The organism is Herbaspirillum sp. Her2, assembly GCF_057961375.1.
The window spans coordinates 5,345,960-5,370,600 of sequence record NZ_CM176331.1 but is presented as its reverse complement, the minus strand read 5'-3'; the positions used below and the strand labels follow the sequence as shown (position 1 = coordinate 5,370,600).

Below are 24,641 nucleotides of genomic sequence, written 5' to 3'. Positions count from 1 at the left end.
CAAGGGGATGGGAAGTGCGCAGGACGCTCAGTCCTTGCGGGCAGCCTTTTCTTCCAGGCCCGAGAGGCCTTCACGGCGCGCCAGTTCGTTGAGCACATCCTGCGGGCTCAGATCGAACTGCGCCAGCAGGACCATGGAATGGAACCACAGGTCGGCGCATTCGTAGAGCACCTTGGACTTGTCGCCCGAGACGCGGGCATCCTTGGCGGCCATCACGGTTTCGGTGGCTTCCTCGCCGATCTTCTTGAGGATGGCGTCATCCCCCTTGGAGAACAGCTTGGCGACGTAGGATTTCTCCGGATTGCCACCGTTGGCCAGCTTGCGCGACTCGATGACTTCGGCCAGTCGCTTCAGGGTTTCACTCATGATGGGGTCTTGTCGCTGTCCACGGGCTTGGGGATGGTCTTGCGCACGCGCTTGGGCTTGGCGGCCGGCTCAGCGGCCACTGCGGCCGCGGGGCCACCGCCGGCACCCGGCTGCAGATCCTTCAGCACCGGCTCCACCGTGACCCATTCGCCGCTGTCAGCGCTGCCTTCGAATTTCTGGAAGAAGCAGGAATGACGGCCGGTATGGCAGGCAATGCCGGCCACCTGCTCGACCTTGAGCAGCACCACGTCTTCGTCGCAGTCCAGGCGGATTTCGTGCACTTTCTGGAAGTGACCTGATTCTTCACCTTTGTGCCAGAGCTTCTTGCGCGAGCGACTCCAGTAGACCGCCTGGCCGATCTCCACGGTGCGCGCCAGCGCCTCGCGGTTCATCCAGGCGAACATCAGCACATCATTGGATCCGACTTCCTGGGCGATCACCGGCACCAGGCCGACTTCGTCCCATTTGACCTTGTTGAGCCATTTGGCGCTGATGCTCATGCCAGCCTCATGGAAATGTTCTGGTCGGCCATGAAGCGCTTGGCTTCCTGCACGGTGTGCTGGCCATAGTGGAAGATGCTGGCGGCCAGCACCGCATCGGCCTTGCCCTTGGTGATGCCGTCGGCCAGGTCCTGCAGGCCGCCCACGCCACCGGAGGCGATCACGGGGATGCTGACGGCTTCGGACACCGAACGCGTCAGGTCGAGGTCGAAACCGCTCTTGGTGCCGTCACGGTCCATGCTGGTCAGCAGGATCTCGCCCGCACCCAGCTGCGCCATCTTGCGCGCCCATTCGACCGCATCCAGGCCGGTGGCCTTGCGTCCGCCGTGAGTGTAGACCTCCCACTTGCCGTCACCGGCGCGCTTGGCGTCGATGGCCACCACGATACATTGGGAGCCGTACTTGTTGGCGGCATCGGCCACCAGCTGCGGATTGGTCACGGCCGAGGTGTTGATGCCGACCTTGTCGGCCCCGGCGTTGAGCAGGCGGCGCACATCTTCCACCGCGCGCACGCCACCACCCACCGTCAGGGGGATGAAGACCTGCGAGGCCACGGCTTCGATGATGTCCAGGATCAGGTCGCGGCCATCGGAGGACGCGGTGATGTCGAGGAAAGTCAGCTCATCGGCACCCTGCTCGTCGTAGCGGCGCGCGATCTCGACCGGGTCGCCGGCATCGCGCAGCTCCAGGAAATTGACGCCCTTGACCACGCGACCAGCGGTCACGTCCAGGCAAGGGATGATGCGTTTTGCAAGGGCCATGTTATTTGCTGCCGGAGAGGCGGTTGGCTTCCAGTTCGCGCGTCAGTTCATCCGCACGATCCTGGCCGCTGCGCAGGTCCAGCGTCCCTTCGTAGATGGAACGGCCGCAGATGACAGCTTCGATGCCTTCATCCTCGACCCGGCACAGCGCCTCGACGTCGCCGACGTGGTGCACGCCGCCGGAGGCGATGATGGGAATGGTCACGGCCTGCGCCAGGCGCACCGTGGCCTCGATGTTGACGCCGCCCATCATGCCGTCGCGGCCGATGTCGGTGTAGACGATGGCTTCGCAGCCATAGCCTTCGAACTTCTGCGCCAGGTCCACCACTTCGTGGCCGGACAGCTTGCTCCAGCCATCGGTGGCAACCTTGCCGTCCTTGGCATCCAGGCCCACGATGATCTGGCCGGGGAAGGCGCTGCAGGCGTCATGCAGGAAGCCGGGATTCTTCACCGCGGCGGTGCCGATGATGATGTAGGAGAGACCATCGTCCAGGTAGCGTTCGATGGTGTCCAGGTCGCGGATGCCGCCACCGAGTTGCACCGGGATTTCCTCGACGTCGTTCTCTTCGGCGAAGCTGGCGACCGCCTTGAGGATGGCCTTGACCGCCGCCTCGTTCTTGGGCTTGCCGGCGAAGGCACCATTGAGGTCCACGAGGTGCAGGCGGCGCGCGCCCTGCTTGAGCCAGTGCAGGGCCATTTCCGCCGGATCTTCGGAGAAAACGGTGGCTTGTTCCATATCACCTTGTTTGAGGCGTACGCAATGACCGTCTTTCAGGTCGATGGCGGGTATGAGCAGCATGGCTAGGGGATGACTAGTCAGTAAAAAAGAAGGGTTGGCGACGGTCTGCGGCGAGGTTCTTGCCGGAAAGGCAAAAAATCAAGGTTTCCAGTGTACGAAATTCCGATACAGCTGCAAACCCGCCGAGGCACTTTTTTCCGGGTGGAACTGGGTTGCAAAAATATTATCGCGGGCCACGGCACAGGCGAAGTCACGGCCATACGGCGTTTGGCCGACGATGTGCGACGATTCGGCCGGGACGGCGTAGTAGCTGTGGACAAAATAGAAGAAGGCATTATCCGCAATTCCTTCCCACAGCGGATGGGCGCTGGTCTGATGCACATGGTTCCAGCCCATCTGCGGCACCTTGAACAGCGATCCATCATCCTGGCGCACGCCTTCGAGCTCGAAGCGCACCACCTTGCCGGGCAGCAGGCCCAGGCCGGGGGTGTCGCCTTCTTCACTCCAGTCGAACAGCATCTGCTCGCCCACGCATACGCCGAACAGCGGCTTGGTGCGGGAAGCTTCAAGGACCGCATCTTGCACGCCCGATTCACGCAGGCTGCGCATGCAATCGGGCATGGCGCCCTGGCCGGGCAGGACCACGCGGTCGGCGGCGCGGATATCGGCGACTTCGCCGGAGATGCGGACGTCGGCTTCAGGCGCGACATGGCGCAGCGCCTGCGCCACCGAGCGCAGGTTGCCCATGCCGTAATCGACTACAACAATTTTATTCATGGCGACATTGAACGGCGCTCGCGCGCCGGGAAACCCAGATGAGTTAGCGATACCCTGCGTTTTACAGGCTGCCCTTGGTGGACGGAATCGTACCCGCAGCGCGCGGATCAAGTTCCACGGCCATGCGCAGCGCACGGCCGAAGGCCTTGAACACGGTTTCGGCCTGGTGGTGGGCATTCACGCCACGCAGGTTGTCCACGTGCAGCGTCACCTGCGCATGATTGACGAAACCGTGGAAGAACTCGCTGGTCAGGTCCACATCGAAGGAACCGATCATCGAGCGGGTAAAGGGAATGTGGTATTCCAGGCCGGGACGGCCGGAGAAATCGATCACCACGCGCGACAAGGCTTCGTCCAGCGGCACGTAGGCGTGGCCGTAGCGGCGGATGCCCTTCTTGTCGCCGATGGCCTTGGCAAAGGCCATGCCCAGGGTGATGCCCACGTCTTCCACCGTATGGTGCGCGTCGATGTGCAGGTCGCCCTTGGCGTGGATGTCCAGGTCGATCAGGCCATGGCGGGCGATCTGGTCCAGCATGTGATCCAGGAAGGGCACGCCGGTATCCAGCTTCTGCTGGCCGGTGCCATCCAGGTTGATCGCAACGCGGATCTGCGTCTCGTTGGTATTGCGGACGACTTCGGCGGTTCTCGGTGTAGACATGGTCGGGGTTGGACGGGGTTCTATCGTTGGTAATGCGTGATGCCTGCTTGCCTGCGGTGGACCTTCAAACCTTCACTGCTCGCGCAGTGCATCTTTCAGGGCCGTCAGGAAGATGGCGTTTTCTTCATCCGTACTGACGGTAATGCGCAAACAGTTTTGCAGCAATACGTGCATTCTACCGGCATTTTTGACAAGTACCCTGCGCGCCAGCAAGGCGGCACAGACTTTATCGGCGTCCGGGACGCGGATCAGGATGAAATTGGCCACCGAAGGGAACACCTCCACGCCCTCCAGCGCCGCCAGTTCGGCCGCCAGCACGCTGCGCGCCTCACGCAGCTGCGCCGCCTGCGCCTCCAGCACCTGCAGGTGTTCCAGCACGAACAGCGCGACGGCTTCGGTGAGCATGTTGACGTTGTAGGGCGGACGCACCTTGTCCAATTCGCGCAACAGCGCCGGGGCCGCCGACAGGTAGCCCAGGCGGATGCCGGCCAGCCCCAGCTTGGAGACCGTGCGCATCACCACCAGGTTGTTGTGCTGCGGCAATGCCGGCATCAGCGTCGATGTAGCGAAAGGCTGGTAAGCCTCGTCCACCACCACCAGGCCATAGGGTGCGGCGGCTTCGATGATGCGCAGCACGTCGGCCATCGGATAGAGCGTGCCGGTCGGATTGTTGGGATAGCCCAGCCAGGTGACGACGGGCTTGTGTTGCTCGATGGCTGCCAGCATCGCGGGCAGGTCCAGCGTCAGGTCCGCGCGCAGTGGCACGCCCACATAATCCAGCCCGGCCATTTTTGCCGAGACGCCATACATGACGAACCCCGGTTCCGGTGCCAGGATGGTCCGCCCCGGAATGGCACAGGCCACCGAAAGCATGGTGATGAGCTCATCCGAACCATTGCCCAGCAGGACGTCATAGCCCGCCGGCACACCCAATTGCGCGCAGATGGCCGCTTTCAGGCGGGTATAGGACGGCACCGGATAACGGTTGAGCTCCAGCGCTGCCAGCCGCTGCGCCAGTTCTTCACGCAAGGCCGGCGGCAGCAGGTAGGGATTTTCCATCGCATCGAGCTTGACCATCCCTTCGGCCGACGGCACGTGATAGGACTGCCAGCCGCGCACCAGCGGACGGATCACGTTGGCTACCAGGTCGTCCACGGTCTCAGGCTTGGAGGGATTCATCATCTTGGCTCGCAGGCGCCGGCGCATCGAGCGCGTCGAGACGCTGGTGGATCAGTTCGCAATAATCGGGATTGAGTTCAAAGCCGGTGAAGTGGCGACCGCAACGGCGCGCAGCCACGGCGGTAGTGCCGCTGCCCATGAAGGGATCGAGCACCACGCCGCCCGGCGGGCAAGACGCCTTGACCATGCGCTCCACCACTTCCAGCGGTTTCTGGGTGGGATGGTCGGCGCGCTCTTTATGTTCACGATGCAGGCGCGACACACTCCATACATCCTTGGGGTTGTAGCCCATTTCCAGCCACTTGGCCCCGACGAAGATGGAGCGTGAACGCGCCTTCTTGGTCTGGGCATCGTAGGGAATGCGGATGGCGTCGAGATCAAAGAAATAATCCTTGGCCCGCGCGAAGAAACCGATGGTGTCATGCACCGAGGAATAGCGCCGGGTGCTGCCGCCCATGGAGGGCACGCGGCGATCCCAGATGATCTCGTTGATCATGGTCATGCGCTGCTTGAGCATCACGAAGATTTCCGGCGAATTGCGCCAGGTCAGGAAGATGTAGAGGCTGCCATTGGGCTTCAACTTGGGCAGCGCGGCATCGATCCACTGCTCGGTCCACGACAGATAAGCGGCCGTATCGAGCTTGTCGGAATCGTTGCCGTAATCCTTGCCCAGCCCATAGGGCGGATCGGCGATCATCAGGTCGACGCTGCCATCGGGAATGCGCGCCAGGCCAGCGGTGGCCGAGAGCGCATCCTCGCAGAATACGCGGTCCAGCCAGCCGGCACCTGCGAGGGGGTCGGTGGCGGAGGTCATCCTGTCACTTCCTGAGCCGCAGTTCGGCCGAGCGGGCGTGCGCCTGCAAGCCTTCACCGTAAGCCAGTTCGGCGGCGATCTTGCCCAGCGTCTGCGCGCCCTCTTCCGAGACGCGAATGATGCTCGAACGCTTCTGGAAGTCATACACGCCCAGTGGCGAGGAGAAGCGTGCCGTGCGCGACGTCGGCAGCACGTGGTTGGGACCGGCGCAGTAGTCGCCCAACGATTCGGAGGAGAAGCGCCCCAGGAACATGGCACCGGCGTGACGTATCCGGTCCGCCCACTGCTGCGGCTCCTGGGCGGAAATCTCCAGGTGCTCGGCGGCGATCATGTTGGCGATCTCGCAGGCTTCTTCCATGTCGCGCACCTTGACCAGGGCGCCACGGTCGGTCAGCGAAGTGCGGATCACGTCCTTGCGTGGCATGTCTTCCAGCAGGCGGTTGATCGAGGCTTCCACCTTGGCGATGTAGTCCGCATCCGGGCACAGCAGAATGGATTGCGCCAGCTCGTCGTGCTCGGCTTGCGAGAACAGGTCCATGGCGATCCAGTCGGGATCGGTCGCGCCATCGCAGATCACCAGGATTTCCGAAGGACCGGCGATCATGTCGATGCCCACCACGCCGAACACGCGGCGCTTGGCGGCGGCCACATAGGCATTGCCGGGACCGACGATCTTGTCCACCTGCGGGATGGTGGCGGTGCCATAAGCCAGCGCGCCCACGGCTTGCGCGCCACCGATGGTGAAGACGCGATCGACACCTGCGATGGCGGCCGCGGCCAGCACCAGTTCATTCTTCACGCCGTCCGGAGTCGGCACGACCATGATGACTTCCTGCACGCCGGCCACCTTGGCCGGAATCGCATTCATCAATACCGACGAAGGATAGGCGGCCTTGCCGCCCGGCACGTAGATGCCCACGCGATCCAGCGGCGTGACCTTCTGGCCCAGCTCGGTGCCATCGGCTTCGCGATACAGGAAACCATCCGATCCGCATTCCTTCTTCTGGCGCTCGTGATAAGCGCGCACGCGGTCGGCGGCGGTCTGCAGCGCATGGCGGCGCGCCTCGGGCAGTCCGGCCAGTGCGGCTTGCAGCGCATCCTTGCCGATTTCCAGGCCGGCCACGGAAGCGGCCTGCAGGCGGTCGAAGCGCTGGGTGTATTCCAGCACGGCCACATCGCCGCGCGCCTTCACATCGGCCAGGATGGTCGCTGCGGCGCGGTCGATGGCCTCGTCTTCGCTGGCTTCAAAGGCCAGCACGGCCGACAGCTTGTCACGGAAGCCGGCTTCGGCGGAATCGAGTTTTCGGATGGCAATGCTCATGGTCTCACCTGCTCTGCGAAGATATCTGGGGTCGGGGATTTACTTGGCCTTGGACGCCTTCTCGAAGGCATCGAGAATCGGCTGCAGGCGCTCGCGCTTCAACTTCAGCGCGGCCTGGTTCACCACCAGGCGCGAGGAGATGTCGATGATGTGCTCGACTTCCACCAGCTTGTTGGCACGCAGGGTGCCACCGGTGCTGACCAGGTCGACGATGGCATCCGACAGGCCCACCAGCGGGCCCAGTTCCATCGAGCCATACAGCTTGATCAGGTCCACGTGCACGCCCTTGGCGGCGAAGTGTTCGCGCGCGGTATTGACGTACTTGGTCACCACGCGCAGGCGCGCGCCCTGGCGCACCGCATTGGCGTAGTCGAAACCTTCCTGCACCGCCACCGACAGGCGGCACTTGGCGATGTTCAGGTCGATGGGCTGGTACAAGCCTTCACCGCCGTGTTCCATCAGCACATCCTTGCCGGCCACGCCGAAATCGGCCGCACCGTATTGCACGTAGGTCGGCACGTCCGAGGCGCGCACGATGATGACGCGCACGTCGGGGTCATTGGTCGGCAGGATCAGCTTGCGCGAGGATTCGGGATCCTCGGCCACGGTGATGCCCGCGGCCTTGAGCAGCGGCAGGGTCTCTTCGAAGATACGGCCCTTGGACAGCGCCAGCGTCAGTTGTTGGGTCATGATGGTGTGCGTTTTCTGGGGTCCGTCAATTTACTTGATACGTTCGATATCGGCACCGATGGCCGACAGCTTGGCTTCCATGCGGTCATAGCCGCGGTCGAGATGGTAGATGCGTTCCACCACGGTCTCGCCTTGCGCGGCCAGCCCGGCGATGACCAGCGAGGCCGACGCGCGCAGGTCGGTCGCCATCACTGGCGCACCGAGGAATTTTTCCACGCCGGTGATGATGGCGGTATTGCCTTCCACATCGATGGCCGCACCCAGGCGATTCAATTCCTGCACGTGCATGAAACGGTTCTCGAAGATGGTCTCGGTGACGTGGCTGGTACCTTCGGCCAGGCAGTTCAAGGCCATGAACTGCGCCTGCATGTCAGTCGGGAAACCCGGATATTCGGTAGTGCGGAAGCTCACCGCCTTGGGACGGCGCGCCATCTGGATGCGGATCCAGTCTTCACCCGAAGTGAGGATGGCACCGGCTTCGCGCAGCTTGTCCAGTGCGGCATCCAGCAATCCGGCACGGGTGCGGTGCAAGGTCACGTCGCCACCGGTGGCGGCGACAGCGCACAGGAAGGTGCCGGTCTCGATGCGGTCCGCGATGACTTCATGTTCGGCACCGTGCAGCTTCTCCACGCCCTGGATGACCAGGCGGTCGGTTCCGATGCCCTCGATCTTGGCACCCATCTTCACCAGCAGGTGAGCCAGGTCGCCCACTTCCGGCTCACGCGCGGCGTTTTCCAGCACGGTCTCGCCATCGGCCAGGGCCGCGGCCATCAGGAGGTTCTCGGTGCCGGTCACGGTGATCATGTCGGTGACGATGCGTGCGCCCTTGAGGCGCTTGGCCTTGGCATGGATGTATCCGGCCTCGATATGAATTTCCGCGCCCATCGCCTGCAGTCCCTTGATGTGCTGGTCCACCGGACGTGAACCAATGGCACAACCGCCGGGCAGCGACACCTTGGCCTGGCCGAAGCGCGCCAGCAAGGGGCCCAGCACCAGGATCGAGGCACGCATGGTCTTGACCAGTTCATACGGCGCTTCCGGGCGGGTGATGTCGTTGCCGTTGAGGACCAACTGCTCGCCGTTCTCGCGCACGCGCAGGCCCATCTGGCTCATCAGCCTGGTAATGGTGACCACGTCCTGCAGGTGCGGCACATTGGAGAGCACCAGGTCGCCATCGGTGAGCAGGCCCGCGCACAGGATGGGCAGGGCGGCGTTCTTGGCACCGGAAATGGTGACGTCACCGGAGAGGCGCTTGCCGCCACGGATCAAAAGCTTGTCCATCGTGTTGCCTTATTTCTGGAATTCTTCGGGAGTCAGGGTCTTCATCGACAGCGCGTGGATTTCTTCACGCATGCGGTCGCCCAGGGCGGCATAGACCAGCTGATGGCGCTGGATCAGGCGCTTGCCGGTGAAAGCCTCGGCGACGATGACGGCGGTGAAGTGCTGGCCGTCGCCCTCCACTTCCAGGTGCTGGCAGTCGAGGCCGGCGGCGATATAGCTTTTGACGAGTTCAGGTGTGGGTAGCATGGTGAGGCTCTTCACAGGAATGGGGGAGATGGCGGGGCGCGGCGTGTTCAATGCGAACCTGCGCGCAGCTTGTAGCCGCTCTTGAGCATGCGTACGGCCAGGGTCGACAGCGCCACGAAGAACACGGCGACGATACCGAGGCTGGTCATGGGGGGAATGTCGGACTGGCCGAAGAAGCCGTAGCGAAAACCGTCGATCATATAAAAAAACGGGTTGAAATGCGATACCGCCTGCCAGAACGGGGGCAGCGAGTGTATCGAATAGAACACGCCGGCCAGGAAGGTCAGCGGCACGATCAGGAAATTCTGGAACGCCGCCAGCTGGTCGAACTTCTCCGCCCAGATCCCGGCAATCAGGCCCATGGTGCCCAGGATGCCTGCACCCAGCAAGGCGAACACCAGGATCCACAGGGGGGCGACGAAGTCCAGGTGACCGAACCAGACGGTGACCACGAACACGCCCGCACCCACCATCAGGCCACGCACCACGGCCGCCAGCACGTAGCCGCCGAACAATTCCCAGTGGGACAGGGGTGTCAAGAGCACGAACACCAGGTTACCGGTGATCTTGGACTGGATCAGCGAGGAAGAGCTGTTGGCAAAAGCATTCTGCAGCACGCTCATCATCACCAGGCCCGGCACCAGGAAGCCGGTGTAGTTCACGCCCGGATAGACCTGCACGCGGTCCTGCAGGACGTGGCCGAAGATCAGCAGGTACAGCAGGGCCGTGACGATGGGCGCAGTGATGGTCTGGGTGGCGACCTTCCAGAAACGCAGGATTTCCTTGTAGAACAGGGTGCGGAAACCGATCATTTTTCATCTCCCATGATCTGGATGAAGACGTCTTCCAGGTCGGCCTGCTGCAATTGCAGATCATCGATCTCCGCGCCCGAGGCGCGCAGCGTGGCCAGGATGGGTTCGACTTCCTTGTAGTCATTCACGCGCAGCGTGTACTTGTTGGCGGCATTGCCGGCCAGCAGCTCCTCTGGATGGGTGACCAGCGCCTTGAGGCCATCGGGCAGGCTGCCGCGCTTCAGTCGCAGCACCATCTGCGAACCGGAGATGCGGCGGATCAGCGCATCGGTCGAATCCAGCGCCACCACCTTGCCGAACTTGAGCATGGCGATGCGATTGCACAAGGCCTGGGCTTCTTCCAGGTAGTGCGTGGTTAGCACGATGGTATGCCCCTCGCGGTTGAGGCGGCCGATGAACTGCCACAGGGTCTGGCGCAGTTCCACGTCCACCCCGGCGGTCGGCTCATCGAGCACGATGACCGGCGGCTTGTGCACCAGCGCCTGGGCCACCAGCACGCGCCGCTTCATGCCGCCGGAGAGCGCGCGCATGTTGGTATCGGCCTTGTTGGTGAGGTCGAGGTTGTCCATGACCTCGTCGATCCACTTGTCATTGTTGGTCAGGCCGAAATAGCCGGACTGCATGCGCAAGGTCTCGCGCACGGTGAAAAAGGGATCGAAGACCAGTTCCTGCGGCACCACGCCCAGGTTCATGCGCGCGCCGCGATAGTCGCTGACCACGTCATGCCCGTGGATGGTGACCGAGCCGGAATCGGCCCGGTTCAGGCCGGCGATGATGGAAATCAAGGTGGTCTTGCCGGCGCCGTTGGGGCCGAGCAGACCAAAGAATTCACCTTCTTCGATTGCCAGCGACACACCACCCAGCGCCTGCAGGGACTGGTAGCGCTTCTTGATGTCTGTGATTTGGAGAGCGGCCATTGCCTCGCCCGTTCAATACGTTACTTGCCAGAAAGAAATAAGGAGCCAGGAGTTCCACCGGGGAATCCGCTGTCCGCCTCGCCTCGGCCGCGCCATCCTCCCGACGGGGAGGCGTATGACGCAGTCATGTTGTCGTTGCGCTATGAAATAGCCGGAATGTTTTGCCGATGCCGACGGGCGGGAGAGTGCCTGGCGGAAACGTGATCCGCTGCCAACGCTGCCAGCGCGCCTGCAAAACCTTCGATTATAGGGGAATTCGATATTCCGGGCCGCCGTAGCCCGGGCTTCCCGGCACCCGGGAGCCCGGGCCGCGAGGGAAAATGCGATCAGTGATGTCGATCGGTAGCGGAGGTCGGTGCGGCTGCACCTTGCAACAGGGCGGTCACGCCGTAGAGATCGGCCAGGCTCTGCAGGTTGGCAGGCAAGGGACCGAAATCCAGCGCGGCGCCACGGCCGGCAGCGGCACGCCGCCAGGCCAGCAGGGTCGCCACGGCCGAGGAATCGACCACGGCCACCTCGCTGACGTCAATGCTGGCCTGGCCGGCGGCGATGGCCGACAGGCCTTCGCGCAGGACGGTGCTGGCATTGGTGAAGGTCAGCGAGGCGCCGGGCTTGAACATGGTGCGTTCTTTCGGTTCAGGAGATGGGTCGATGAACGGAACAGCTTACTTCTTGCCGTTGCCGCGTGCGGCCAGCTGCTGGTTCTTGTCGGTCAGCGCCTTGATCAGGCCGTCGATGCCGCCCTTGCTGATCTCGTTGGAGAAGGTGCCGCGGTAGGCTTCCACCAACCAGGCGCCCAGCACGTTGACGTCATACAGCTTCCAGCCATCGGGCTTCTTTTCCAGGCGATAGCTCAGCTGGATCGGCTCACCGCCGCGCGAGGAGATTACCTGCGAGTTCACTTCCACTTCGGTATCGGTCGGGGCGGCGCGCAGCGGCTTGAATTCGATCTTCTGGTCACGCACCTGCGACAGCGCGCCGGAGTAGGTGAACACCAGCAGACTGCGGAACTGGGTGATCAGCTGCTTCTGCTGCTCCGGGGTAGCCTGGCGCCAGTAGCGGCCGGCGGCCAGCTGGGTCATGCGCTCGAAGTCGACGTAGGGGAGGATCTTCTGTTCCACCAGCTGCATGATGCGGGTATTGTCGCCGGACTGGATATCCTTGTCATTCTTGGCAGTATCCAGCACTTCCGAGCTGATGCGCTTGACCAGCGCATCCGGGGCTTCCTGGGCGGACGCTGCGCCGGAGAAGGACAGCGCGGGAACCGCGAAGGCAGCGATAGCGAAAAGTTTGGTAAGCATCTTCATAAGTCGGTTTTCCATTCGAGTCAGCAGAAGGTGCCGGGGCTGCCCCGGCTGCATCGCAATGAGTCGCGATGCGTACGCCGACGGCAGCCGGCATGTCCTTCGAATGCCCGCCCGGGAGCGGGGTTCCCGTGCCGTCACAGTTCGGCACGGATGTTACAGATTGCCCTCGGAGGGCAAAGAAACTGGGCAGACAGCGCAGATTGGGCAATTGGCCCACATTTCAAGACAAGACTGCGGCACCGCAAGCGAGACCGCGGCCTCCCCGCTGGTCAGCGGGGCAAGGCCGGCGGCCATCAGGGCTTGATCGCTTCTTCCTTTTGCTCGCGGCCGCTGGAGCCACCATTGATCTGACTCTGGCGACGTTGCAGGTAGGCGTCGCGCACGAAGTCGTACTTGTCCAGCGCGGCATCTTCCAGCAGGGTCGAGGCATCCAGCAACTGGGCGCGGCGGTCGACGATGCGGACCACGGCACCGACGTTGCGCCAGCGGGTCGGACGCTTGTAGGTCCACAGGTCGCCGTACAGGTCCACCGGCATGCCGGCAGTGTCACGCAGCGTGGACGGGCCGAAGAACGGCAGCACCACGTACGGGCCGGAGCCGACGCCCCACTTGCCCAGGGTCTGGCCGAAATCGGACTTCTCGCGCGGCAGGCGGGCTTCGGTCGCCACGTCCAGCACGCCACCCAGACCGAAGGTGGTGTTGATGGCCACACGCATGAAGGTCGAGACGCCCTGCTCGATCCGGCCCTGCAGCAGCTGGTTGATGGACGACCAGACATCGCCGATGTTGCCGAAGAAGTTGCCCACGCCATGCTGGATCGGGGTCGGTACCACGGTGTCGTAGGCTTGCGCGGCCGGCTTCAGGGCCACCTTGTCGACCGTGTCGTTGAAACTGAACATGGTGCGGTTGAAGCCTTCCAGCGGATCGTTCGGATTGTTGCTGGTGCTGGCGCAGCCGGTCAGAGCTGCCGCCGCCAGGGTCAGGGCGCCGAGACGGCCTGCGTAGACGGTGCTGATGGCTTTTTTATTCATTTGATTCATTTGGAATCATCCTTTCCCTCTGCCGCCTTGCTGTACAGGAATTGACCGATGAGGTTTTCCAGAACGATGGCGGATTGTGTCATCTTAATCGTATCGCCCGAGGCCAGGTTAGCAGTATCGCCGCCTGGCTCGATCCCGATGTATTGTTCACCCAACAGACCCGAGGTCAGGATCTTGGCCGAGCTGTCCTTGGGGAATTTGTAGCTTTCGTTCATGTTCAGCGTGACCACGGCGCGGAAGGTCTGGTCATCGAAGCGGATCGAATCCACCCGGCCCACGACCACACCGGCGCTCTTGACCGCCGCACGCGACTTCAGGCCGCCGATGTTGTCAAAATTGGCCTTGAGGGCATAGGTCTTCTGGCCGAAGGACATCGAGCTCATGTTGCCGACCTTGAGCGCCAGGAACGCCAGCGCGGCCACACCGGCCAGCACGAAGATTCCTACCCAGGCATCCAGAGATTTACGTTGCATATTGAACCCTTTTTCTACCCTTTTATTCACATCATTGCGCCCCGACCGGGCGCTTGTCCAAGCACTGCGGCACTCAGCTGAACATCAGTGCAGTCAGCAGGAAATCCAGGCCCAGTACGGTCAGCGAGGCGATCACCACGGTCCTGGTGGTGGCCCGGGCCACGCCTTCGGGGGTCGGCTGCGCTTCATAGCCCTGGAACAGCGCCACGAAGGTCACGGCGATACCGAAGACGATGCTCTTCAATACGCCATTGGCGATGTCATTCCACACATCCACGCCGCCCTGCATCTGCGACCAGAAGGCGCCTTCATCCACGCCGATCAGCAGCACGCCGACCACATAGCCGCCCAGCACGCCGACCGCACTGAAGATGGCCGCCAGCACCGGCATGGCGATCACGCCAGCCCAGAAGCGCGGGGCCACCACGCGTTGCAGCGGGTTCACGGCCATCATTTCCATGGCAGAAAGTTGCTCGCCGGCCTTCATCAGGCCGATCTCGGCGGTCAGCGAGGTCCCGGCGCGGCCGGCAAACAGCAGGGCCGTCACCACCGGCCCCAGTTCACGGGTCAGCGACAAGGCTACCAACAGACCGAGCGCCTGTTCCGAACCATACTTGTTGAGCGTGTAATAGCCCTGCAGTCCCAGCACGAAGCCCACGAACAGGCCCGACACCGTGATGATCACCAGCGAGTAGTTGCCGATGAAGTGGATCTGGTCGGTGATCAGGCGCGGGCGGCGCAGCAGGCCCAGGGAGGCGCCCAGCATATTGATGAACATGCGTCCGGCGAAGCCGACCCCGACCACGAATTCGCGCACGCTGCGGCCGAGGCCGCTGACGAAACCGGCGATCATGCTGCACCTCCCAGGCCCAGGTCCTCGGCCAGCGATTTGCCGGGATAGTGGAAGGGCACCGGGCCGTCCGCCTGGGCGTGGACAAATTGCTTCACATAGGGATCGGTGGATTCACGCATTTGTTGCGGTGTCCCCTGCGCCACGATCTTGCCGGCCGACAGGAAATACACATAGTCGGCAATGGCGAAGGATTCATTGACGTCGTGCGATACCAGGATCGAGGTCGAGCCCAGGGCATCGTTGAGCCGGCGAATCAGATTGGCGGTCACGCCCATGGAAATCGGATCGAGCCCGGCGAAGGGTTCGTCATACATGATCAGGGCCGGATCAAGCGCGATGGCCCGTGCCAGCGCCACCCGGCGCGCCATGCCGCCGGAGATCTCGGCGGGTTTGAGCGAGGCGGCATTGCGCAGGCCCACGGCGTTGAGCTTCATGAGCACCAGGTCGCGGATGAGCGTTTCATCCAGATCGGTATGCTCGCGCAGCGGGAAGGCCACGTTGTCGAACACCGTCATGTCGGTAAAGAGCGCGCCGTTCTGGAACAACATGCCCATTTTGCGACGCAACACGTAGAGTTGTTTGGTCGCCAGCGACGGCACGTTCTCGCCATCGACTTCCACCCTGCCCTCCTGCGGCTGCAGCTGCCCGCCGATCAGGCGCAGGATGGTGGTCTTGCCGGATCCGGAACCGCCCATCACCGCCACCACCTTGCCACGCGGGAAGTCCATCTGCAGACCGGTCAGGATAGGCCGGTCGCCATAACGGAAGTGCAGATCGCGGATTTCGACGATATTAGTCAAAGCAGGCAAAGGGATTCGTTGAGGATTTGGGAAAACCGACATTGTAGAGCAAATTTTACAAATCGCTTTCAAGAAGGCAATACAGCCTGTAAATGGCGGGAGCCGAAAAGCCCCGTTCTTTACAAGTTACCTGCATGTTCACTACAAATAACTACAATTTCCGCCAACCAACTAGATGACGATTGAGTCATTTAAATATTGCATCGGCAAAAAATTTCTCATTGCGTGGTGCGTCTGCAACGAAATGGTGCAATGCAAACAATTTTCCGAGACGCGAATCAAGGCTCGCATGTTACCAGTGATGGGGAGATACCACAGCGCGGGGGTGCGGAAGGATGCTGCATCGCAAAGCTGGGGCTTGGGGCGTGCGGCTTGCTACAATGTCGGTTTTGCTTTCGGAAGAATCTGTCATGAGCCTCAAATGCGGCATCGTGGGTCTGCCCAACGTCGGTAAGTCCACTCTTTTCAACGCGCTGACCAAGGCGGGCATCGCCGCCGAGAACTATCCGTTCTGCACCATCGAGCCCAACGTCGGCATCGTGGAAGTGCCCGATCCGCGTCTGAAGGCGCTGGCCGAGATCGTCAAGCCCGAGCGCATCCTGCCGGCGACGGTGGAATTCGTGGACATCGCCGGCCTGGTGGCGGGTGCCTCCAAGGGTGAAGGTTTGGGCAACCAGTTCCTGTCGCACATCCGCGAGACGGACGCCATCGTCAACGTGGTGCGTTGTTTCGAAGATCCGAACGTGATCCACGTGGCCGGCCGCGTGAGCCCGCTGGACGACATCGCCGTGATCCAGACCGAACTGGCACTGGCCGACATGGGTACGGTCGAGAAGGCCATCCACCGCGAGCAGAAGAAGGCCCGTTCCGGCGACAAGGATGCCGCCAAGCTGGTGGCCCTGCTGGAGCGCATCATGCCGGCGCTGGACGAAGCCAAGCCGGTGCGCGCGCTGGGCCTGGATGCCGAAGAGATGCTGCTGATCAAGCCGCTGTGCCTGATCACGGCCAAGCCGGCGATGTACGTGGCCAACGTCTCCGACAGCGGTTTCACCGACAACCCGCTGCTGGACCAGCTGACTGCCTATGCCAAGGAGCAGAACGCGCCCATCGTGGCCATCTGCGCGGCCATCGAAGCCGAGATCGCCGACCTGGACGACGCCGACAAGGCCGACTTCCTGGCCGACATGGGCATGGAAGAGCCGGGCCTGGATCGCCTGATCCGCGCGGCCTTCAAGCTGCTGGGCCTGCAGACTTACTTCACCGCTGGCGTCAAGGAAGTGCGCGCCTGGACGGTGCCGGTGGGCGCGACCGGCCCGCAGGCGGCTGGCGTGATCCACACCGACTTCGAACGCGGCTTCATTCGTGCGCAGACCATTGCCTTTGAGGACTTCATTGCCTTCAAGGGTGAGGCCGGTGCCAAGGAAGCGGGCAAGATGCGCGCTGAAGGCAAGGAGTATGTGGTCAAGGATGGGGATGTGATGAATTTCTTGTTCAACGTGTGACGCCTTCCCGATCGACGCGAGTCGACCTCAATAAAAACCCCGAATTGATTCGGGGTTTTTTATTAGAACTCATTTCATAAATAGGCGTGAGATGCGTTCTGCCCAGAAAGGGCGCTGGCAAGGCGCGCGACGCGTCGTGTGGCGGTGCCACACGCAAGGAGCGCAACGCGGCCAGCGCCCTTTCTGGGCAGAACCCGTAGGGAGCGGCCCGTTTGGGCGAATTGCTGCGTTACGAATTTGGGTCAAGACGTCCAGTCTTGACCCAAATTCGCGCCTTGCACTTCATCCCAAACGGGACTCGCTCGCACTCACGCCTATTTATGAAATGAGTTCTAACAGCCGCCTTGCGGCTTGATTCAATGTCGTACCAACATGTAGTACTTCCACTTGAAACGCCTCCGGCTCGCGATCAGGATTCCAGCCACTGATCGGCAAGTGCGTCCGGATGCTCGCCTTGCCGGCCCTTATCTCCTCCCACTACTCAACTGCGGCGTCAAAAACGACTGCCTGAAATACTCCCGCACCGCCTCCATGGCTGGCGTAAACGTCACCCCCTTGCGCCAGGCCAGCCCCACATTCATGGCAGGCACGTGATCCATCAGCAGCACCGTCTCGATCCGCAATCCCTCCAGCGACCAGGGCCGATACACCAGGTCCGACAGAATGGCTACCCCCGAACCATTGGCCACCATGCTGCGCACCGCCTCGATGGAACTGGTGCGCATGATGATGTTGGGCTTGCGTCCGCTTTGATTCCAGTAACGCAGCGCGGTCTTGTCGGCCTCGTCCACCGTCAGCAGGATGAAGGGCTCATTGGCCACTTCGGACAAATTCACCACCGTGCGCTCGCCCAGCGCGTGCCGTGCCGGCAGCCACAGGCGGCGCACTGATCCGAACAAGGTCTCATAGGCAATCTCGCGGTGACGCAGATTGGATGTCAGCACCACCGCCATGTCGATCTCGCCCTCCACCAGGCTCTGCTCGATCTCCGCGCGCTCCTTCTCATGCACGTGGATCTTGATGCCCGGATAGGATTGCGACAGCCGTTGCAGATGGTGCGGCAAAAAATATCCCAGCACCGTGTAACTGGCCGCCACCCGCAAACTGCCGCTGGCCGTGTTGTCCGGCAAGGGACTCTTCATCGCATCGTCCACGCTGCGCAGGATCGAATACGCATGGTTGAGGAAATGCCGCCCGCTGTCGGTGAGGATCATCCCCTGCGGAGAACGGATGAACAGCGGTGCCCCCAGCAAAGCCTCCAGTTCCTGGATGGCACTGGTGACCGAGGATTGCGAAATGTGCAGATGGATCGCCGCCTGCGAAATCTGCCCCACTTCCGCTGTGGCCACGAAATAACGGATCTGCCGGAGGGTGATGGCCATGTTTGACGCCCTTCATAAGCTATCGGATTTTTCGATATCAAGCCCTCTGATAATACATCTGTCCAATACCGTTGACGATTTCTATACTCGGTTTCATGTGCTGATTCCGACAGCACCGGAGACCACCAGATGAAGACAATCGACCTGAATTCGGACATGGGCGAAGGCTTCGGCCCCTGGACCATCGGCGATGGCGTCGATGCGGCCATCATGCCCCTGATCAGTTCAGCCAACATCGCCACCGGCTTTCACGCGGGCGATCCCAACACCATGCGGCGTACGGTGGAACAGGCCCGGCAACACGGCGTTGCCATCGGCGCACATCCTGGCTTTCGCGACCTGGTCGGCTTCGGCCGCCGCCATCTCAACGCGCCGGCCATCGAACTGGTCAACGACATGCTCTACCAACTCGGTGCCCTGCGTGAGTTCGCCCGCCTCAACGGCATGACCCTGCAGCACATCAAGCCGCACGGCGCGCTCTACATGCACCTGGCCCGCGATGAAGAAGCCGCCCGCGTCTTCGTGCAGACGCTGCGCCAGCTGGACCCGAACTTGCTTCTCTTCTGCATGCACGGCTCGGCGGTCTGGCGCGTGGCGCAGGAACTGCAGCAGGCGGTGGTCTGCGAGTTCTATGCCGACCGCGATTACGACAACAGCGGCTCCATCGTCTTCACTCGCCGCGTCGGTGCGCTCGATCCGGCCCAGGTCGCAGCAAAGGTGCTGCGGGCGTGTCGCGAAGGTGTGGTGCGGACGGTCGAAGGCCGCGACATCCCCATCGCCTTCGACTCCGTCTGCATCCACAGCGATACCCCTGGTGCACTGGCGCTGGTGCAGGCCACGCGCAAGCGCCTGGATGCGGCCGACATCGCCATTGCCGCGCCGCGCTGATCCCCCCATTCGTTACGAAGGAGAAAAGTCATGGCAGTCCACGAAGTGCACTCCCCCTTGCCCGGCACCTTCTATCGCCGGTCCAGCCCCGATGCCCCACCCTATGCAGAGGCAGGCGACGTCATCGAAGCCGGCCGCGTGATCGGCCTGATCGAAGTGATGAAACAATTTACGGAATTGCAGGCCGAGCAAGGCGGCAAGCTGCTGGCCTTCCACGTCGGCAACGGCGACCCGGTCGAACCCGGCCAGCTGGTCGCCGTGATCGAGACCGCAGACTGAGGCCGGCATCATGACGACTTCCCTGCGCAAACTCCTCATCGCCAATCGCGGCGAGATCGCGGTGCGCATCATTCGTGCCGCACAAGCCCTGGGCATCAAGACGGTAGCTGCCTGTAGCGAAGCCGATGCCGATTCGCTGGCCGCGCGCATGGCCGACGAAGTCCAACTCATCGGCCCGGCCCGCGCCGACCGCAGCTATCTCAATATGGACGCCTTGCTGAAGGCGGCACGCGACAGTGGTGCCGATGCCATCCATCCTGGCTATGGTTTCCTCTCCGAAAACGCTGCCTTCGCCGAAGCCGTCAGCGCGGCCGGATTGATCTTCGTGGGACCGGAGGCCGATACCATCCGCCGCATGGGCGACAAGGCCGAAGCGCGTCGTACCGCGGCCGCCGCCGGGGTGCCGGTGGTGCCGGGCTCGGCGGGCGAACTGGAGGATATTGCCAGCGCGCTGGCCTGTGCCGACGAGGTCGGCTATCCGCTGCTGATCAAGGCCTCTGCCGGAGGCGGCGGCCGTGGCATCCGCATGGCGCGCGATGCCGCCGAACTGGCGCGGGAGTTCCCGCTGGCGCAAGGCGAGGCACAGGCTGCCTTCGGTTCCGGTGCGGTGTATCTGGAGCGTTTCATCCGCCGTGCGCGCCACATCGAAGTACAGATCCTGGGCGATGGCCAGCGAGCCGTTCACCTGTTCGAACGCGAATGCTCGCTGCAACGGCGTCGCCAGAAGGTCTTCGAAGAAGCCCCCTCACCTGCGCTCACGCCGCAACAGCGGCAGGCCCTCTGCGACAGCGCCGTGCGTCTGGCCGCCCGGCTGCGCTACCGCGGTGCCGGGACGCTCGAATATCTGTTCGACGACGAGAGCGGCGAGTTCTTCTTCATCGAGATGAATACCCGCATCCAGGTCGAGCATCCCGTCACCGAGATGATCACCGGCATCGATCTGGTCCAGGCCATGTTGCGCATCGCCGGTGGCGAGCCGCTTGGCCTGCAGCAGTCCGACATCCGCATGCAAGGCGCAGCGCTGGAGATGCGCATCAATGCCGAAGATCCCGAGCGCAATTTCTTCCCCTGCCCCGGCACTGTTGCCGAACTGCAGTGGCCGCAGGGCGAGGGCATCCGAGTGGAGAGCCATCTCTATGCGGGCTATCGCATCCCGCCGTATTACGACTCGCTGCTGGCCAAGCTAGTGGTCCATGGCAAGGACCGCGCGCAGGCCATCGCCCGCGCCCAGGCGGCGGTTGCTGCCACGCACATCACCGGCATGGCCAACACCTTGCCCCTGCATCAGTGGTTGCTGGCCGATGCCCGCGTGCAGGCCGCCCGCTTCGATACCGGCGCGCTGGAAAGCTGGCTGGCCGAACGTGCCAACGCGCGCACCGCGCAACTTGAGGAGGCCTGAAATGAACCGCCCACAGACCGCCCCTGCCACGCCCATTCGCTACAGCATTGCAGGTGACGAACATCTCTTTGCGGAAGTATCGGAGTCGATGTCACTGGAAGCCTTCTTCCGCGCCATGGCCATCACGCGCGCAGTGGAACGGCTGGCATTGCCCGGCGTACTCGATGTCTGCCTGGCCAATGCCTCCTTCCAGATCCGCTTCGATCCCGACCTGATCCATCCGCTGGCCCTGCTGGAACAGGTCAAGGCGCTGGAAAGCAGCACCACGGCCGAGCGCCGCATCGACACGCGCATCATCGAAGTTCCGGTGCTGTATGACGATCCCTGGACCAATGAAACCCAAGCGCGCTTCCGCGACCGTCACCAGGATCCCGCCTCCACCGACCTGCAATACGCAGCGCGCATCAATGGCTACGAGGAAGTGCAAGCCTTCATCGCAGCCCACAGTGGCACGCCGTGGTTCGTCTCCATGGTCGGCTTCGTGGCCGGCCTTCCCTTCATGTACCAGATGGTCGAACAGGACCGGCAACTGCAAGTCCCCAAGTACCTGCGTCCGCGCACCGACACCCCGAAGCTGACACTGGGACACGGCGGCTGCTTCGGGTGCATCTACTCGGTACGCGGTGCGGGCGGTTACCAGATGTTCGGCGTCACGCCTGCGCCAATCTACGATCCGCAACAGGGCCTGCCCTACCTGCAGGAATCGATGGTGTTCTTCCGCGCTGGCGACATCGTGCAATTCAAGGCCATCGATCGCAGCGCGTATGACGCCGCCATCGCGGCCGTCGATGCCGGTCGTTTCGACCTGCGCATCCGCCCGGCGCGATTTGATCTCGATGCCTTCCAGGCCGATCCCCAGGCCTGCATCCATGCTCTCAAGGAGGCCCTCCATGACGATTAAGGTGAAACAGCCCGGCCTGGCGACCTCGGTGCAGGATGGTGGCCGGGAAGGCTACTACCATCTGGGCATCCCGCCCTCTGGGGCGCTGGACCAGTACGCCCTGCGCAGCGCCAACCTGCTGGTCGGCAACCACGCCACCACCTCCGCGCTGGAGTGCAGCCTGCTCGGACCGCAACTGGAATTCCGGTCTGACGCCCTGGTCGCCGTGACCGGAGCGCGCATGCAGCCGCGTGTGGATGGCAGCGAACGCCCGCTCGATACCGCCTTCATGGTGCGCAGCGGCCAGGTCCTGAGCTTCGATTATCCGAAAGCGGGCGCACGCAGCTATCTCGCCATCGCCGGCGGCATCGATGTGCCGGTGGTGCTGGAAAGCCGTTCCACCTATGCGCTGGGTGCGCTGGGCGGATGGCAGGGACGCAAGCTGGTCAAGGAGGATGAACTGCCGCTTGGCCAGGCCTCGCCGAAGGCGGTCGAGGGGCGTTCCCTGCCGCTGTCGCTGGTGCCGGTCTTCGATCGAGAAGCCACGCTGCGCGTGGTGCCGGGGCTGTATATACATCGTCTCACCGAGGAGGCCGTGGAGCGCTTCTTTGCCGATACCTGGACCGTCGGCTCGGAAGCGGATCGTATCGGCTACCGCTTCAAGGGTGGCCAGGCGATGCAGTTCAAGCCACGCGAACAGCCCTTCGGCGCCGGCTCGGATCCCTCCAACATCGTCGATGCCTGCTATCCCATCGGCTCGATCCAGATCCCCGGGGGCCTGGAACCCATCGTCCTGTTGCGGGATGCGGTCTCCGGCGGCGGCTACGCCACCATCGGCACGGTCATCAGCGCCGACCTCGACCTGATCGGGCAACTGCAGCCCAACCACAAGGCGCAGTTCGTGCGGGTGACGCTGGAGCAGGCCCTGGAGGCCCGCCGCCAGTACCAGCAGCGCTTCCAGCGCCTGAGCAGCCTGCTGGGCAGCTGACACTTCCGCGCAGGTCACACCGCGTTTGACGCTTGTCCCCAGGCCAGTCCGCACAGGCGGCTGCCCTGGGGCCGGGCCCGGCTTTGCCTTCCCATTCGTACTCGCAGTCGCAGCAACTTGCAGCAACTTGTTGGAACGTCCTTCTTGCCTCTCATCCGCCTCATTGAATCATTGCTTCAACGTCTCTGGAGAAACTGACATGGCCGGCCTATCACACACGCAGAACAAGGAAACCGATCTCTCCACCCACAGCGTTCCCGCCAGCGCGCGCATGGGCAAACTGTCGCTGACGATGGCCTGGTGGGCCGTCTGCAGCGCGATCTTCTACATCGTCGTGGGCGCATCGCTGGCGCTGACCTACGGCGCGCGCAATGCCCTGATCGGCATGGTGCTCTCGGTCATCAGCTACGGACTCATCAACGCCTGCATCAGCCGCTACGCCATGCGCACCGGCCTGTCGGTGGCCCTGTTCTCGCGCATCCTGTTCGGCCGGCTCGGGGCCTCGCTGGCCACGCTGATCTTCTTTTCCACCGCGATCTATTACGCCGTCTTCGAGGGCTCGGTGATTGCGGTGGCCCTGCATCATCTTTATCCCTCGCTGCTCTATCCGGTCGCCGCGCTGATCGTGGTGCTCTACAGCGTGCCGCTGGTGTTTGGCAGCGTGCAGAACTGGCTGGACAAGTTCAACGGCGTACTGCTGCCGCTCTATCTGCTGGGTCTGCTGATGGCGCTGGTGCTGGCGGTGAGCCAGTATGGCTACCAGCCGCAGTGGCTGGACTTCGGCCCGGCAGTGCCGCCGGCAGATGGCTGGTGGAGCTGCTTCACGTATTACATGGGCGTGTGGGTATTGATGATGTTCACCTTCGACTATGCCCGCTTCGGCAAGCCGGAAGATGCGACGTATCACGGCCGCTTCAATTTCGGGATGCCCTTCTACCTGGTCACCATCCTGCTCAATGGCGCCGCCGGCATCTACCTGGCCAGCAGCATTCCGCAGGATGGCCCGCTGTCCGAGGTGTCGGTGGTGATGGCCATCCTCAAGCTGATGGGCTTCTGGGGACTGCTCTTCGTCTGGGTCACGCAGACGCGCATCAATACCGCCAACTACTATCTGGCAACGGTCAACATGCAGGCCTTCTTCGGCAACCTGCTGGGCCTGCACGCCTCGCGCCTGGTGTGGTCGGTGGTGGTCGGCGCAGTGGTCTATGCGCTGATGCTGGCGGACGTGTTTTCCTATCTGCTCAAGGCACTGGCCTATCAGGGCGTGTTCGTAGTGGCCTGGGTGGGCGTGGCGCTGGCGCATATTCTCACCGTACCCGATCACGCTGGCACCGGTGAAGGGTCGGCCGGCATCAATCGTGTCGGACTGGGGGCGTGGTTCTGCGGCGTGGTGCCGGGCTTCGTGCTGATGGAGATGGCAGGCTTCTGGCCATCGCTGTCGGCACCGCTGACCTTCGTGGCGTCAATGGGGGTGTATGCCCTTTGGCAGCAGCGGGGACGCGCGGGCAAGACCTGGCAGACGGCGAAGTGATTACGTTCCTGCGCAACACGAGGGCGGCCATGGCCGCTACCACCGCCCCGGCTCAGAAAAATTCGGCGTGATCCTGATGCCCGGCGACATCGCCCTTTACTGGCTGAACCTGGGACCGCACGGCGAATTCCTCGGACGCGAGGCCATCACCTGGGAACTGCTCGCCGAACTCTAAACCCTTGGCAACCTGAGCGCAGCCCTCAAAAACCCTGCCTGGCCGTCGTCCATTCACCGCATTTTTTTCGGCAAACAGACTTG

At 62.9% G+C, this 24,641-nt stretch carries 27 protein-coding genes and 1 pseudogene; 7 read left to right on the top strand and 21 right to left on the bottom strand.

The window, feature by feature from the left end; translation table 11 throughout:
- Positions 1-27: 27 nt before the first annotated feature.
- The 20 genes and pseudogenes from ACWHXP_RS24415 to ACWHXP_RS24320 all read right to left on the bottom strand — a co-directional run bounded on the left by ACWHXP_RS24415 (position 28) and on the right by ACWHXP_RS24320 (position 15,534).
- Entirely contained in the window at positions 28-366 is a 339-nt protein-coding gene (locus tag ACWHXP_RS24415; protein WP_069374928.1) for a phosphoribosyl-ATP diphosphatase, read from the bottom strand.
- 116 nt (positions 367-482) lie between these two features.
- Positions 483-866 (bottom strand): annotated as a pseudogene (gene hisI, locus ACWHXP_RS24410) (phosphoribosyl-AMP cyclohydrolase); the annotation flags it as partial.
- Positions 863-1,627, bottom strand: coding sequence for an imidazole glycerol phosphate synthase subunit HisF (hisF, locus tag ACWHXP_RS24405; protein ID WP_034330780.1), 765 nt, complete (start codon positions 1,625-1,627; stop codon positions 863-865). The gene hisF and the pseudogene hisI, both read right to left, overlap by 4 nt.
- Before the next feature lies 1 nt (position 1,628).
- A complete protein-coding gene (hisA, locus tag ACWHXP_RS24400) occupies positions 1,629-2,426 on the bottom strand; it encodes a 1-(5-phosphoribosyl)-5-[(5-phosphoribosylamino)methylideneamino]imidazole-4-carboxamide isomerase (RefSeq protein WP_039783854.1) in 798 nt (265 codons plus the stop codon).
- A gap of 78 nt (positions 2,427-2,504) precedes the next feature.
- A complete protein-coding gene (gene hisH / locus ACWHXP_RS24395) occupies positions 2,505-3,143 on the bottom strand; it encodes an imidazole glycerol phosphate synthase subunit HisH (protein ID WP_034330775.1) in 639 nt (212 codons plus the stop codon).
- 61 nt (positions 3,144-3,204) lie between these two features.
- The gene (hisB, locus tag ACWHXP_RS24390) at positions 3,205-3,801 is read right to left on the bottom strand and encodes an imidazoleglycerol-phosphate dehydratase HisB (protein WP_013235995.1); all 597 of its coding nucleotides are present in this window, start codon (positions 3,799-3,801) and stop codon (positions 3,205-3,207) included.
- A gap of 72 nt (positions 3,802-3,873) precedes the next feature.
- Positions 3,874-4,980: a histidinol-phosphate transaminase gene (hisC, locus tag ACWHXP_RS24385; protein WP_489635827.1), complete on the bottom strand. Its 1,107-nt coding sequence runs from the start codon at positions 4,978-4,980 to the stop codon at positions 3,874-3,876.
- Positions 4,961-5,794 carry a DNA-methyltransferase gene (locus ACWHXP_RS24380; protein WP_489634848.1) on the bottom strand — a complete coding sequence of 278 codons (834 nt, stop codon included), beginning with the start codon at positions 5,792-5,794 and terminating at the stop codon, positions 4,961-4,963. Before ACWHXP_RS24380 ends, hisC begins: the two co-directional genes overlap by 20 nt.
- A gap of 4 nt (positions 5,795-5,798) precedes the next feature.
- Positions 5,799-7,115 carry a histidinol dehydrogenase gene (gene hisD, locus ACWHXP_RS24375; RefSeq protein WP_220405708.1) on the bottom strand — a complete coding sequence of 439 codons (1,317 nt, stop codon included), beginning with the start codon at positions 7,113-7,115 and terminating at the stop codon, positions 5,799-5,801.
- A gap of 39 nt (positions 7,116-7,154) precedes the next feature.
- Positions 7,155-7,805, bottom strand: coding sequence for an ATP phosphoribosyltransferase (gene hisG / locus ACWHXP_RS24370; protein ID WP_008332468.1), 651 nt, complete (start codon positions 7,803-7,805; stop codon positions 7,155-7,157).
- A 30-nt stretch (positions 7,806-7,835) separates the two neighbouring features.
- Entirely contained in the window at positions 7,836-9,086 is a 1,251-nt protein-coding gene (gene murA / locus ACWHXP_RS24365) for a UDP-N-acetylglucosamine 1-carboxyvinyltransferase (protein ID WP_489634849.1), read from the bottom strand.
- A gap of 9 nt (positions 9,087-9,095) precedes the next feature.
- Positions 9,096-9,332, bottom strand: a complete 237-nt coding sequence (locus tag ACWHXP_RS24360; protein ID WP_039783960.1) for a BolA family protein — start codon at positions 9,330-9,332, stop codon at positions 9,096-9,098.
- 47 nt (positions 9,333-9,379) lie between these two features.
- Positions 9,380-10,144: an ABC transporter permease gene (locus ACWHXP_RS24355; RefSeq protein WP_034330737.1), complete on the bottom strand. Its 765-nt coding sequence runs from the start codon at positions 10,142-10,144 to the stop codon at positions 9,380-9,382.
- Positions 10,141-11,061: an ABC transporter ATP-binding protein gene (locus ACWHXP_RS24350; RefSeq protein ID WP_039783846.1), complete on the bottom strand. Its 921-nt coding sequence runs from the start codon at positions 11,059-11,061 to the stop codon at positions 10,141-10,143. Before ACWHXP_RS24350 ends, ACWHXP_RS24355 begins: the two co-directional genes overlap by 4 nt.
- A 326-nt stretch (positions 11,062-11,387) precedes the next feature.
- Complete coding sequence (locus ACWHXP_RS24345; RefSeq protein WP_034330732.1) at positions 11,388-11,681, bottom strand: STAS domain-containing protein; 294 nt, start codon at positions 11,679-11,681, stop codon at positions 11,388-11,390.
- A gap of 45 nt (positions 11,682-11,726) precedes the next feature.
- Complete coding sequence (locus tag ACWHXP_RS24340) at positions 11,727-12,368, bottom strand: MlaC/ttg2D family ABC transporter substrate-binding protein (RefSeq protein WP_209532728.1); 642 nt, start codon at positions 12,366-12,368, stop codon at positions 11,727-11,729.
- 293 nt (positions 12,369-12,661) lie between these two features.
- Complete coding sequence (locus ACWHXP_RS24335) at positions 12,662-13,399, bottom strand: MlaA family lipoprotein (RefSeq protein ID WP_121040429.1); 738 nt, start codon at positions 13,397-13,399, stop codon at positions 12,662-12,664.
- 5 nt (positions 13,400-13,404) lie between these two features.
- Positions 13,405-13,881 carry an outer membrane lipid asymmetry maintenance protein MlaD gene (mlaD, locus tag ACWHXP_RS24330; protein WP_034330727.1) on the bottom strand — a complete coding sequence of 159 codons (477 nt, stop codon included), beginning with the start codon at positions 13,879-13,881 and terminating at the stop codon, positions 13,405-13,407.
- 73 nt (positions 13,882-13,954) lie between these two features.
- The gene (mlaE, locus tag ACWHXP_RS24325; RefSeq protein ID WP_121040431.1) at positions 13,955-14,734 is read right to left on the bottom strand and encodes a lipid asymmetry maintenance ABC transporter permease subunit MlaE; all 780 of its coding nucleotides are present in this window, start codon (positions 14,732-14,734) and stop codon (positions 13,955-13,957) included.
- Positions 14,731-15,534, bottom strand: coding sequence for an ABC transporter ATP-binding protein (locus ACWHXP_RS24320; protein ID WP_204727065.1), 804 nt, complete (start codon positions 15,532-15,534; stop codon positions 14,731-14,733). The genes mlaE and ACWHXP_RS24320 overlap by 4 nt, the downstream gene beginning before the upstream one ends.
- A 410-nt stretch (positions 15,535-15,944) precedes the next feature.
- On the opposite strand from ACWHXP_RS24320, the gene ychF reads away from it, so the two are divergent.
- Complete coding sequence (gene ychF, locus ACWHXP_RS24315) at positions 15,945-17,036, top strand: redox-regulated ATPase YchF (protein WP_088756877.1); 1,092 nt, start codon at positions 15,945-15,947, stop codon at positions 17,034-17,036.
- Between the two features lie 464 nt (positions 17,037-17,500).
- Here ychF and ACWHXP_RS24310 read toward each other — a convergent pair whose 3' ends face one another.
- Positions 17,501-18,418: a LysR family transcriptional regulator gene (locus ACWHXP_RS24310; RefSeq protein WP_039786340.1), complete on the bottom strand. Its 918-nt coding sequence runs from the start codon at positions 18,416-18,418 to the stop codon at positions 17,501-17,503.
- 129 nt (positions 18,419-18,547) lie between these two features.
- On the opposite strand from ACWHXP_RS24310, the gene ACWHXP_RS24305 reads away from it, so the two are divergent.
- From ACWHXP_RS24305 to ACWHXP_RS24280, 6 genes are all read left to right on the top strand, one after another.
- Entirely contained in the window at positions 18,548-19,306 is a 759-nt protein-coding gene (locus ACWHXP_RS24305) for a 5-oxoprolinase subunit PxpA (RefSeq protein WP_489634850.1), read from the top strand.
- Positions 19,307-19,336: 30 nt separating this feature from the next.
- The gene (locus ACWHXP_RS24300; RefSeq protein ID WP_039786338.1) at positions 19,337-19,585 is read left to right on the top strand and encodes an acetyl-CoA carboxylase; all 249 of its coding nucleotides are present in this window, start codon (positions 19,337-19,339) and stop codon (positions 19,583-19,585) included.
- 10 nt (positions 19,586-19,595) lie between these two features.
- On the top strand, positions 19,596-20,984 hold the full coding sequence (locus tag ACWHXP_RS24295) for an acetyl-CoA carboxylase biotin carboxylase subunit (RefSeq protein WP_489634851.1): 1,389 nt from the start codon (positions 19,596-19,598) through the stop codon (positions 20,982-20,984).
- A gap of 1 nt (position 20,985) precedes the next feature.
- The gene (locus ACWHXP_RS24290) at positions 20,986-21,885 is read left to right on the top strand and encodes a 5-oxoprolinase subunit B family protein (RefSeq protein WP_489634853.1); all 900 of its coding nucleotides are present in this window, start codon (positions 20,986-20,988) and stop codon (positions 21,883-21,885) included.
- Positions 21,875-22,852, top strand: a complete 978-nt coding sequence (locus tag ACWHXP_RS24285; protein ID WP_489634854.1) for a 5-oxoprolinase subunit C family protein — start codon at positions 21,875-21,877, stop codon at positions 22,850-22,852. Before ACWHXP_RS24290 ends, ACWHXP_RS24285 begins: the two co-directional genes overlap by 11 nt.
- Positions 22,853-23,051: 199 nt before the next feature.
- Entirely contained in the window at positions 23,052-24,383 is a 1,332-nt protein-coding gene (locus ACWHXP_RS24280) for a purine-cytosine permease family protein (RefSeq protein WP_489634855.1), read from the top strand.
- The last annotated feature ends 258 nt before the right edge of the window (positions 24,384-24,641 follow it).